This window comes from Microcoleus sp. D3_18_C4 (assembly GCF_036702355.1).
Classification (GTDB): domain Bacteria; phylum Cyanobacteriota; class Cyanobacteriia; order Cyanobacteriales; family Microcoleaceae; genus Microcoleus.
Genome location: NZ_JAUBTF010000084.1, coordinates 1 through 10,863 on the forward strand (window position 1 = coordinate 1; position 10,863 = coordinate 10,863).

Annotated in this window: 12 protein-coding genes and 2 pseudogenes; 12 read left to right on the plus strand and 2 right to left on the minus strand. The window is 43.7% G+C overall.

Annotated elements, in window-relative coordinates; all coding sequences use genetic code 11:
- Positions 1-284 precede the first annotated feature (284 nt).
- Positions 285-1,199: a GIY-YIG nuclease family protein gene (locus tag QUA90_RS27340; RefSeq protein ID WP_333448447.1), complete on the minus strand. Its 915-nt coding sequence runs from the start codon at positions 1,197-1,199 to the stop codon at positions 285-287.
- 209 nt (positions 1,200-1,408) lie between these two features.
- On the opposite strand from QUA90_RS27340, the gene QUA90_RS27345 reads away from it, so the two are divergent.
- Complete coding sequence (locus tag QUA90_RS27345; protein WP_333448448.1) at positions 1,409-2,359, plus strand: tyrosine-type recombinase/integrase; 951 nt, start codon at positions 1,409-1,411, stop codon at positions 2,357-2,359.
- A gap of 80 nt (positions 2,360-2,439) precedes the next feature.
- Positions 2,440-2,599: pseudogene (locus QUA90_RS27350) on the plus strand (transposase); the annotation flags it as partial.
- 499 nt (positions 2,600-3,098) lie between these two features.
- On the opposite strand, the gene QUA90_RS27355 reads toward QUA90_RS27350, so the two are convergent.
- On the minus strand, positions 3,099-3,857 hold the full coding sequence (locus QUA90_RS27355; RefSeq protein ID WP_333448449.1) for a phytochelatin synthase family protein: 759 nt from the start codon (positions 3,855-3,857) through the stop codon (positions 3,099-3,101).
- A gap of 509 nt (positions 3,858-4,366) precedes the next feature.
- Between QUA90_RS27355 and QUA90_RS27360 the strand changes: the two genes are divergently transcribed.
- The 10 genes and pseudogenes from QUA90_RS27360 to QUA90_RS27405 form a co-directional block, all read left to right on the plus strand.
- Positions 4,367-4,978 (plus strand): DUF4255 domain-containing protein, encoded by a 612-nt coding sequence (locus QUA90_RS27360; RefSeq protein ID WP_333448450.1) that lies wholly within the window; start codon positions 4,367-4,369, stop codon positions 4,976-4,978.
- Positions 4,979-4,982: 4 nt separating this feature from the next.
- Positions 4,983-5,378: a hypothetical protein gene (locus QUA90_RS27365; RefSeq protein WP_333448451.1), complete on the plus strand. Its 396-nt coding sequence runs from the start codon at positions 4,983-4,985 to the stop codon at positions 5,376-5,378.
- 56 nt (positions 5,379-5,434) lie between these two features.
- The gene (locus QUA90_RS27370; protein ID WP_333448452.1) at positions 5,435-5,620 is read left to right on the plus strand and encodes a hypothetical protein; all 186 of its coding nucleotides are present in this window, start codon (positions 5,435-5,437) and stop codon (positions 5,618-5,620) included.
- A 431-nt stretch (positions 5,621-6,051) separates the two neighbouring features.
- The gene (locus QUA90_RS27375) at positions 6,052-7,704 is read left to right on the plus strand and encodes a phage tail sheath subtilisin-like domain-containing protein (protein WP_333448453.1); all 1,653 of its coding nucleotides are present in this window, start codon (positions 6,052-6,054) and stop codon (positions 7,702-7,704) included.
- A 25-nt stretch (positions 7,705-7,729) separates the two neighbouring features.
- Positions 7,730-8,896 carry a phage tail sheath subtilisin-like domain-containing protein gene (locus QUA90_RS27380; protein ID WP_333448454.1) on the plus strand — a complete coding sequence of 389 codons (1,167 nt, stop codon included), beginning with the start codon at positions 7,730-7,732 and terminating at the stop codon, positions 8,894-8,896.
- A gap of 24 nt (positions 8,897-8,920) precedes the next feature.
- Positions 8,921-9,376: a phage tail protein gene (locus QUA90_RS27385; RefSeq protein WP_333448455.1), complete on the plus strand. Its 456-nt coding sequence runs from the start codon at positions 8,921-8,923 to the stop codon at positions 9,374-9,376.
- A gap of 14 nt (positions 9,377-9,390) precedes the next feature.
- The gene (locus tag QUA90_RS27390; RefSeq protein WP_333448456.1) at positions 9,391-9,756 is read left to right on the plus strand and encodes a phage tail assembly protein; all 366 of its coding nucleotides are present in this window, start codon (positions 9,391-9,393) and stop codon (positions 9,754-9,756) included.
- Between the two features lie 17 nt (positions 9,757-9,773).
- A pseudogene (locus QUA90_RS27395) lies at positions 9,774-9,926 on the plus strand (DUF6760 family protein); the annotation flags it as partial.
- A gap of 25 nt (positions 9,927-9,951) precedes the next feature.
- A complete protein-coding gene (locus QUA90_RS27400) occupies positions 9,952-10,431 on the plus strand; it encodes a phage tail protein (RefSeq protein WP_333448457.1) in 480 nt (159 codons plus the stop codon).
- A gap of 30 nt (positions 10,432-10,461) precedes the next feature.
- Positions 10,462-10,863, plus strand: a 402-nt coding sequence (locus tag QUA90_RS27405; RefSeq protein WP_333448458.1) for a hypothetical protein, incomplete at its 3' end; no start/stop codon positions are given.

Here is a 10,863-nt window from a genome sequence, read left to right on the forward strand (position 1 = left end):
CCGTTTTTATCAACAAGGTATGCGGGCCGCAACCCTTATACAGTCTATCTCGTAGACCTCTTTGTCACCCCCCCAGCTATCGAAGGCGACACACTTGGGCTTGAACCCTCGCTCCTTAGCGGTGTTCAGCATGGCTCGAAAGTGGTCATTCACAGTATTTAGCTCTCATCAAGAGATTTCCTCTCCACCTAAAGACACAAGTTTCAGCTATAAAAACTTGAGCCTAACAGTGCGATCGCTCTTCTATCTGTGAAGAGCGATCGCACTGTTAGGCTCTGCAACTATCACTGGATGGTCTCCAAGCTGAGAATATCCAACTCAAATTCATTCAACACTTTGGACTCCATCCCGTACAAATCATTCAACACGGCCTTGACATCAGGAAACGCAAAATACTCTGTCAGCTTGCCAATGCGATAATTAAAAGCTTTGTATCGATGTTTGAAGTACAGTTCCACATTGCCCCGGTGTTCCCACAATCCTACTAAGTTGACCACAACATCCGAGTAATGCGCTTTCACATCCCGCTGCACTTCGGCGATGCGTTCCTCGCTCGATCGAGTTGTTACCCCAATTTTATAGAAGATGTTGCCGTTAGCTTTGACTTCAAGGAAATAGAGCGAATTCACCAGAATCCGACGAAGCTGTGCTCGATAAACCAGCAAATCAGCCCGCCGTTCTTCCAAACAAGATAAAACCGCAGATAAAGCAATCTCTACAGAGTTTTCCAATGAAGTCAGCTCGGACACCAGCAAAGGTTCTTGGACTTGGTTGAACAACACCAGGGGAAGTGCGCCGACGGGGATTTTACCCAAATCGGTAAAGTGATAAGTGCGCTCGCCCTCTGATTCCAACAATCCTTTCAATTGCCAGCGAAAGTTTACCAAGTCTTTGGGAATGCCGTAATTTTGTGTGCCGTACTCTTTCCACAGCACCTTCAACTGTTCTAATTCATCACCCTTAAGCTGCACGTTGAAGTTGTCATAGAGGGGCAGCGAGGGAAACGCTTTTGTCTTAATCCGCTGTGACACGGGCTTGCAAGTTTCCTCAGTGTGCGCGAAGTGATGTTCTTTCACCGAACCCTTTTTTGCTGTCAATCCGCCGCCACAGTAGAGACAAGTTAGCTGAGTTTTTCCGCGCACAACCTCATCAATGCTCGCCAGTTCACCACTGGGAGCAACACCAAATTTAAGCCACATTGTCAACAATTCTCCTTTAAGCAGGTTTGAAGATGCACCCGCTAGATGAAGAATTGTAACAATATTGCTTGTTAATAGCCTCTGCCTTGGGCGAGAACTAACATCCAGGTGCTGCTGACGGCGACTCTTTTGAGAGGTTAATTTTGTTGGATAAAGGCCAGTCTTTTTTAGTCTAAATTAGTATTTATAAGGACACTTATAAATACTAAATGCTCAACCGAATTGGAGAGCAACAGCCGGAAACTTTGAAGTTACTGTCACCAGTGCCACTGGCATTGCATCCAGCAGCGGTCTACCTCGACAGTTTGGGAAGCGATCGCTCGAAGGCAACGATGGGGGCGGCGCTGGACATCATGGCGAAGTTGCTGGCGGGCTCGGAGTGCGATCGGATGACGTTGAATTGGGCAGCCTTGCGCTACAAGCACACGGCTGCGCTGCGCTCGGCTCTGGAGAAACAGTACGCCCCGGCGTCGGTCAATCAAATGCTGTGCGCCTTGAGGCGAGTGTTGAAGGAGGCTCTGCGGTTAGATTTAATCGACCCCCTGGATTACAGCAAGGCGGTGGACGTGAGGAGCGTCAAGCAATCGGGAAAACCAAGGGGGCGAGCGTTATCCCCGCATGAAATTGCAGCGCTGGTGCAAAGCTGCTCTGGCGAGAGTACCGTTGATGTTCGAGATGCAGCCTTGATTGCTATCTTGCGGGGGGGAGGCATTCGCCGCGCTGAAGCAGTCAGCCTTAATTTCGACGATTTCAACCGCTCCACGGGAGCATTGGAAATTCGATTCGGGAAAGGGAAGAAGAACAGGATGGTTTATCTCCCAGAAGCAGCGATGGCGTTGGTGGAACAGTGGCTCAAGTTGAGGGGAGAAGCGCCAGGGCCGCTGCTTTTTCCCATCCGTAAGGGAGGAGAAATTCAATTTCGGCAGATGACGGACGATGGCGTTTTGAAGATTTTGCAGCGACGGGCTCAACTCGCCGGAGTGGATTCTTTCTCGCCTCACGATTTCAGGCGGACGTTTTGCTCAGACCTCCTTGATGCTGGAGTCGATATCGTGACAGTGCAGAAGTTGGCAGGTCACGCTTCGCCGGTAACGACAGCTAAGTACGATCGCCGGGGCGAAGAAACGAAGCGACGGGCTGTGCAGCACTTAGGGTTTTGATTTTTAGGGTGGAGAGCTCATCGCAGATTTTCTTGAGCAATGCTAGGCCGTGCCTTCTATTTTCATCTCAAGCGCGATAAGGTTCCATACACCGATGTCATGAAGTACAACACTTATGGTCGCAGTGGGAAAACCAGGGCTTATATATTCTTTTTACCTAAATATTGTTCGGAAATGAATCCAATTGAATTGGAGTGGCAACACATCAAAAAAGATGAACTAGCTGCGACATTTATTTGATGATGAGTTAGAGCACGGGCTTATGCTGTAATTCATGGGGTGGAGGTGAGAGGAAAAAAAGGAAACTACCCTACACAACGTATTAAATTTAACTGGAATTACCCTACTTAATGTTTTGTTACATACTTTGCAATTTTCCCGACGACATACTTATAGCGTGTTTAAATAGTTAAACTTTGGCTTAGGGTAAGATTGGCTGTTGAGAGTTATAAAGTCATACTGGTAAATCGTAAAAAGCTTTTGCGAGCGTCTTTATTACTACAAGGGTGAGGGAAGCTGGGTTGCTTCGATAGCGGAAAATTACTTTAAGGACTTGGAGATATACATTGCTGGTGATGTGAATGAACTTAATCCAACTCTCGAAAAAACAGCAGTTCGCTTTTTCAACAACTTGAGTGCCGTTGAGTCAATTTAAAACTGATAAAGTTTAAATCAAAGATAGAATAATGCTTCAATTACTTTTGCTCACACCCCACTAGGCAATCTCTAATTCTCTATCTTACTGGTACACAACGAGATAGCCCCGTGTCTTTTTGGAAGTTGAATCAGTAGTATTCATTGCTTTCCAAAGATTCTCCGTAGAAGCCCATACAGGCGGATATTTATAACTGGCTACATCTTCAATCAGAAATCGATCGCTTGGTTCGTGATAGGCAGCAAGGGGAGAAATATGCCCGCTTTTACCCTGACCCAAAACAGAGCGTTGGTAGTTCACGATTATATAGTCGCCTGAACGGCCAAGATTGGCTTTAGCTTGGGTACGAAATTGCTTAAGTGTTGTCTCTGACGCATAGTAGACCTCAACTTTGACGTTGTGACTTCTGAGCAAAGTCGCTAATTCATCAAGAGTCATTCCCGAAAAAGTGACTGCATAAGAAGAACGGATATTCTGGGTTTGACCGTCAAAAAAGGTGTCTTGGGTTACTGGGCGATATCCCTGTCTTTTGCTGCCGAGTGCATTCAGAACCGTCACACTGCTCGCCACACCACAATAGGCTGGACGCTTTTGAGTTTCAATGTGGGTGCTAAGCGGTTGAAAATCCTGTTTGCTCTTGCTCTGGTTCAGTATCTGTTGTCCTTCGGGTGATTCTAGAGAAACTAAAGTTTGGGGAAGTGGTTGTCGGTCAACAGAAGGTGGCGAGAAGAGTTTCCAGGTAAAAACGCTTAAACCTGTGCCGAAGATTAGTAGAATACCCCCTCCAGCTTTTATTAGTCGCCCTCGCCATCGGTGATTGCCAGACGTTTGATTTAAGTGCATATCTTCATCTCTCCCAAGAACAATAGTCCGGACACTTTTCTATGGCCCAATGGCTTATTCTCGCTTGACTTTGAGGCGAACGTGGATAATTAAATCAATATCACCTCTACCCCTGACGCGGCATTTAATTCGACTTTTTTATGAGGCTTGCCCTGTAAAGCTTGTAGTATCGTTCCAAAAACTGTCCGGAGTATTGAATATAAATAAATAGCCAAAAAACTGCTAAGACCCACTTGACAGACACCTATCTAGAGAAATAGAGTGTATATGTTGGAAAATAGAGAACAGTTGGCTTGTTTCCGACAAAGCGAGAAGAAGTATATACTCTGTTAGCAGACCTGGGATTATTACCAGGCTAAGGATAAAAATTGGAATTCTTACGCATCTATTTTTTGAGAAGGCTGCGATTGATCCTCAGATACGACCCTTGTGGCTTTGTAAAAAGATTAAATTATTTAGTTTGTTCTAGTGGTTGGCAGTGATACCTATGCGAGACATTGCTTAAATCAATGATTCAAGACTTAGATGAAACTCTGCAAGAATTACTCAGTCAAGAACTTTCTAAAAAATGGAGGTCTACTGATTTTGGAATTAGCTTTGCTGCCCCTGATAAGGAGGTGGCTAGCAGCACAGATGCAGTTGCTACTACGATTAACTTATTTCTCTATGACATTCGAGAAAACCTAGAATTGCGTAGCAATGAGTGGATCGTAGAGCGTCAAACTAATGGAAGCGCGCTCAAATATCCGCCTCCAGTCAGAGTTGATTGTTCCTATTTAATTACAGTTTGGGTGAAAAAAAGCGAGAGTGTTCAAAAAGATCAAAGTGAGCGAGATGAACACCGATTTTTAGGTGAAGTTATGAAGATACTGATGCGCTACCCCAAAATTCCCACTGAGTTTTTGCGTGGTAGTCTCCGGGGAAAAGAACCTCCCTTGCGAACAATGGCTTTGCGTCCACCTCAATCCCAAAATTGGTCTGAATTCTGGCAAGTGATGGGAGGCAAGCCCAAAGCAATTCTGAGCTACACTGTTACCATTGCGGTAGATGTCCATGAACCTGTAGAAGCTGGAAAGCTTGTGCAGGAGTCGATAATAAATTATTCTCAATTAAGAGAATAAAATCATGTCAGCAAAGGAACAGACAAAAAATCGGGTGGCGCTCGCAGGACAAGTTATAGATGCTGAAACTAAGTTAGCGATTCCTGTGGCCTCAGTGGAGATTACCCAAATGCCAAATAAATTCAAAAATTGGCTAGATTTGCAGGCTCTCCCCTATGGTAAGAGTTGGGAAAAGATGGTGAAGCGTCCTGGCAAAACTTTAACTGCTATTGACGGATGCTTTTGCTTTATAAACTTGCCAGATGGTAAATATACATTATCTGTATCATTCCCTAGTGTGAGGACGAGCTACGGTAAAGTTGATAAAAAGGTTACGGTAGCCAGTAATGGCAATAGTAATAAGATTATTGTTATTGATTTGCCGCCGATTGGAATCAAGGGTCAGATTACAAAATTTTAAAAAAAACAGGAGAGGTGATAAAAAAAGCGCAGGACTCATCACTATAACCCGTAGTCATGGCAAGAATACAGGTTGAAGGAAGTGGCGAGTCTACCTTAAGTGACAATAACGGAAAGTATAAATTGTATATATTAATGGAGCTAGAAAAAGTTCAAAATGAAAAGAAGGTCAAAGTTTTTATTGACGGCGAGGAAGTACGTAGTCAAAGTGAAACATTTGAACGGGTAAAAATGAAAGAATAGGACTTTTAATTATCAGGAGATTACCCCGTGAAGGATATAAATTTTGAACCACAACAAAATATCCCTCCTGAATCTGAATAGTAGCCGTCAAATTTTTGAATAAAAAACCGAACTTGGCTAACTTTTAAATTCCAGAAGCTCAATGTCAGATTGAATGCTGTTCAAAATCAATCTTTTGTGATACTATTGGGAGTTATATTAGTATGCGTCTACTTCACTTTTAAAAAGCCCGCTGGCTGTTTAAGTTTTTGCTCCCGGCTACGAACCTGCCTCTAAAGGTCTAAAATTTAGTCCGGTCGAAGGAAAGAAGACCGTAGATTTTGTATTAATGTCCAAAGCCTAATAATCAAGTAAAATCAATGGGTTTTATTGACCTGGTTTCTATCGAACTAATCTAAAATTGAGTCCAATTCTTGAAAGGAGTAACTCCAATGGCAACGTATCTCTCTCCCGGTGTATATGTAAGAGAAGTTTCTTCCGGTTCGGCTCCCATTGCTGGGGCTGGGACTAGCACAGCCGCTTTTATAGGTGTTGTGCCCGATACGATTACTATTCCTACTGCACCTGTCATTTCTAAGGAAAAAGAGTACCCAGGGGAGTGGAAGGATGCGAGTACAAAGGAATTTATATGGATAGATCACCCAGGTGTTAATTTACTAGGTGATTGTGACGTATGGGTTAGCGATCGTAAGCTAAAAAAGGATGAAGAATTTAAAATCACAGACCCTGACTCGTCCAACCCATATGCCAAAATTACATTCACTATCGAGCCGCGACCAGACAAATTCAAAATCAAGTATACAGTGTTAGGCAATCAAATTACTAATGAGGTAGTTAGCCAAGTTCCAGAACCTATTCCGGATTCAATGGAATTTAAGCTAAAACAGTATCCAATTAACACATCCCCAAAGACATACACTATCAAAATTAACGGAGAAGAAATTAAAAACGTAAATATGCCAACTGTTGATACAAATGGCGTTGCAAAATTTACCTTAAAATCGGATCAGATGAAAGATTTGGGAAAGAAAACTATTACTGCTGATTACCAAGTAACTTTTCCAATTTTTCACCCTGTCCCATCTGGAGAAGTGAAACTGTGTACCAATTTTAAGGAATTCAAAAATTTCTTTGGAGATTTTTCTCAAAATGAAGACCAAAAAAAGCTAGCCCATGCAGTTTCTGGGTTTTTTAATAACGGCGGAACTCGCTGCTATGTGATGCGAGTCACAGACAAGGGTGAAATTACTGATACTTTGTTAGAAAGTTTGGAAGCGATTGATGAAATTGCTATGGTTACTGCGCCTGGAATTACCGAGAAATCAGTTCGCAGTGCAATCATTACTCATTGTGAGCAGAAAACAGGCGATCGCTTTGCTATCTTAGACTGTGGCGAAGGCGAGACGAGCGGACAAATTACGAAGCCCGATAACTCCCACTATGCTGCATTCTACTTTCCTTGGATTCAAATTTTTGACCCAGCTACAAAAACGGCACATCCGGATGGGGATGGACTAATATATGTACCACCCAGCGGTCACATTGCCGGAATTTACGCTCGTGTAGATGCACAAAGGGGGGTTCATAAAGCGCCAGCAAATGAAGTTGTGTTGGGAGGGTTGGGACTCAAGCAAAATATCAGCAAAAATCAACAAGGGGGTCTAAATCCCCAAGGAATCAACTGCATTCGCAATCTCAACGGCAATATTCGGGTGTGGGGCGCGCGCACCATTGGAGGCGATGAGAATGGCGAGTTCAAGTATATCAATGTCCGTCGCTTATTTAACTATCTGAAAAAGTCGATCGACCACGGGACTCAGTGGACAGTGTTTGAGCCGAATTCTCCGGAACTCTGGGCGAAAATCCGTCGGAATGTGACTTCTTTTCTGATGACCGTTTGGCGGAGCGGTGCTCTGTTTGGCAGTACACCAGAACAAGCTTTCTACGTTAAATGCGATGAAGAAACCAATCCACCTGAATTGCGCGAACAAGGCCAAGTTATAACTGAAATAGGTGTGGCTATAGTCAAACCGGCAGAGTTTGTCATCTTCAATCTTAGCCAGTGGTCTGGGCCAGGTAAATAGTAGCAATTTTCCAGGGGAAGTTAAAATGCTGACGCAACGTAAAACACCAGGTGTATATCTGGAGGAAATATTCCCTGCCCCTTCTACCGAGTTAATCACAGGAGTCCCTGTATTCTTGGGTATAAGGGCGGCAAAAAATGCCGAACCTAGAGATGTTAATCAACCGAAGCTATTAAAGCTTTGGCCCCAGTTTGAGCAATTCTTTGTTCAGGCTTCATCTGAAAGTTACCTTGCTCATGCAGTACGCGGTTTTTTTGAAAACGGAGGTCGTCTCTGCTATGTGGTTCCTCTACAAAGTGCTGAACAAAACGCACTTGAACAAGGACTTGCAGCAATAGAATCTCTGGATACCATTGACTTGGTTTGCGCTCCAGATATTATGAGGCAAAGCTCGGAATCAGAACAGGTAGAAATGCAGAAACTTGTTCTGAAGCATTGTGATAAAATGGGCGATCGCTTTGCTATTCTGGACTCACTGCCTAATAAAGAGAAAATAGCCGAACAAAGAAATAGCCTGCAAAGCGATAACGGTGCTTTATACTTCCCCTGGATTAAAGTTCTGGACCCAGCTATTCAGAAACTTATACCATCTACCCAGAAACTTATAGAAGTTCCGCCTTGCGGTCATATTGCTGGAATTTACGCTCAAAGTGATCGCACTTATGGTTTTCCTCAGACTCCAGCTAATTATCCCTTAGAAGGAGTCTTAGACTTGAGCGTTTCCTTGTCTAGCGATGAGCAAGACGCATTAAACTTAAATGAGCTACCAAGCATAAACTGTTTGCGCGTTCTCAAAGGTAGAGGAATTCGCATTTGGGGAGGTCGCACTTTAAGTCAAAATCCAGATTGGCAATATATCAACGTTCGGCGATTATTCTTAACCGTTCTTCGCTGGATAGAGAGAAACTTAGAGGATGTTGTCTTCGAGCCAAATGATTTTAAATTGTGGGTGCGTATTGAACGCGAATTAACCACTTATTTAGAATCATTACTGCGAAAAGGCGCATTGCAAGGACGAACTCCCCAAGAAGCGTTTTACATTAAATGCGACAGCGAAACTAATCCGCCAGAAATGCGCGATATCGGCACAGTTGTCACGGAAATTGGATTAGCACCGACTAAACCCAACGAATTTATTGTCGTTCGTCTCATCCACGGGACGGCGGGAGTTAATTCAACGACTCAACCTTAATAATTTTGAACAGGAGGATTCACCATGCCAGATCTAAAAGCCCCCCACAAACCAGATCCCTATTTAAGTTATCGCTTCTGGGTTGAATGGAATGGCATTATCCACGCTGGTTTTCGAGAATGTAGCGGACTAAACTCCACCCAAACTCCCGCCGAATATCGGGAAGGAACCGATCCGCCAACCGTCAGAAAACTGCCAGGTTTAGTAACCTACAACAATATCACCCTCAAACGAGGTACAACGAATAATCAAGAACTCTGGAAATGGCGGGAAGATACAGTGAAAGGGGGTGCTGAGTACAGAAAAGATATATCCATTGTTCTCTTAGATGAAACAGGTCAAGAAAAAATTCGCTGGAATTTAACTCATTGCTGGCCTGTCACTTGGTCGGGGCCTGACTTTAATGCGACTTCTAATGAAGTGGCCGTTGAGACTTTAGAAATTGCCCATGAAGGCATCAGCGTTGATAAATGGTCATAAGTTTAAATTCCCCAATGACACTGCAGACTGAATTTCCCTTTACTTTACCTCAAGGATATATAGACCCGGAAGGTAATATCCATCAAGAAGGAACGATGCGATTGGCTACGGCATTCGACGAAATTGCACCACTGCGAGATCCGCGCGTTCAATCAAATTCAGCTTATTTAGTGATTATTCTTCTATCCAGGACGATAGTTCGGTTGGGAGATGTCGAACATATCAATCCGAAAATGATTGAAAACCTCTTTTCTGCCGATTTGGTTTACTTGCAAGATTTCTACCAGCGCATCAACCAAAACGGTCACAGTCGCTTCCTCGTTGCTTGTCCTCATTGTCAAGGAGAATTTGAGGTTGAAACTGTGCCAGCGGGGGAGTAGTTTGCTACCCCTCAGAACGATTGCTTGAGGAGGTAGCTTATATTGCCTATCACTTTCACTGGTCTTACGAACAAATTATGAGATTTGAACACCGAGAAAGACAGCAGTGGGTTGCGGAAGTTCTGCGAATCAATCAAAAGTTAAACGAGCGCTTGGGGTCTAGTTTTTAGTTGAGCAGTCATTTAGGAGTAAATCGTGCCAAACTTGGGGTTGAATGCAGGCTTGAGTTTAGCAAGTAACTTATCCGGTATTCGTTTCGATCCTTATAACGCTTCTAACTTTTATCTGGAAATTGAAGGGTTAATAACGGGTGGTTTTAGTGAAGTTACGGGGCTAGAGAGCGAAATTGAATTAGAATCATATCAAGAAGGAGGTGTGAATGGATATAGCCATCAATTTCCCAGACGCACTAGATACCCGAATCTTGTGTTAAGTCACGGTCTGACATTGAACGATACGCTTTGGACTTGGTATCAATCGGCAGCTAAAGGCAATATTCAACTCAAAAATGTCACGATTATTTTGCTGAACGGCCAACAAATTCCTGTGATGTTATGGAATTTTAAAAATGCTTATCCGGTGAAGTGGTCTGGCCCTACTTTTAATGCCCGCAATGCCAATGAAGTGGCGGTTGAAAGACTGGAGTTGATTCACCAGGGTATTGATAAAGCTTAGATTTTTAGCCGGAAGGGATGGGTTTAAATTATGTCGGAAGTTAAGCACTCTTTAACTGAAAAAACGAATTGGCAGGATGGGATTGACCAAAAGTTCCACGCGCGACTGATGCGCCCTTTAGAAAAGCCAGGGCTGATTAATACTTCTGTGTTAACAGGAGCAATTATTTCGCGATCGCAACGACTGAGCGATCGGCTACCCTTACTCGCACAAATGGATCGACGCTGGTCTAGTGTAACGGCTCAATCAGCGAGTGATCTCCCCCTGGTCTACGCTCATCCTCTGCCTATTCCAGACAAAGATGGGGAAAAAGTTAATCTCTCAGAAACTTCATCTATCCCGAACGTACCTCGAAAAAAAGTACCCATTATTCAAGCAAAATTTGCTCCGGCGAGCGAATCAATCTTACTTCATGACTTGGCTCGGCAAAGC

Excerpts from the sequence above, each read along its gene's own strand:
- QUA90_RS27340 (WP_333448447.1), bottom strand. The coding sequence starts at position 1,199 with ATGTGGCTTAAATTTGGTGTTGCTCCCAGTGGTGAACTGGCGAGCATT.
- QUA90_RS27345 (WP_333448448.1), top strand. The coding sequence starts at position 1,409 with ATGCTCAACCGAATTGGAGAGCAACAGCCGGAAACTTTGAAGTTACTG.
- QUA90_RS27355 (WP_333448449.1), bottom strand. The coding sequence starts at position 3,857 with ATGCACTTAAATCAAACGTCTGGCAATCACCGATGGCGAGGGCGACTA.
- QUA90_RS27360 (WP_333448450.1), top strand. The coding sequence starts at position 4,367 with ATGATTCAAGACTTAGATGAAACTCTGCAAGAATTACTCAGTCAAGAA.
- QUA90_RS27365 (WP_333448451.1), top strand. The coding sequence starts at position 4,983 with ATGTCAGCAAAGGAACAGACAAAAAATCGGGTGGCGCTCGCAGGACAA.
- QUA90_RS27370 (WP_333448452.1), top strand. The coding sequence starts at position 5,435 with ATGGCAAGAATACAGGTTGAAGGAAGTGGCGAGTCTACCTTAAGTGAC.
- QUA90_RS27375 (WP_333448453.1), top strand. The coding sequence starts at position 6,052 with ATGGCAACGTATCTCTCTCCCGGTGTATATGTAAGAGAAGTTTCTTCC.
- QUA90_RS27380 (WP_333448454.1), top strand. The coding sequence starts at position 7,730 with ATGCTGACGCAACGTAAAACACCAGGTGTATATCTGGAGGAAATATTC.
- QUA90_RS27385 (WP_333448455.1), top strand. The coding sequence starts at position 8,921 with ATGCCAGATCTAAAAGCCCCCCACAAACCAGATCCCTATTTAAGTTAT.
- QUA90_RS27390 (WP_333448456.1), top strand. The coding sequence starts at position 9,391 with ATGACACTGCAGACTGAATTTCCCTTTACTTTACCTCAAGGATATATA.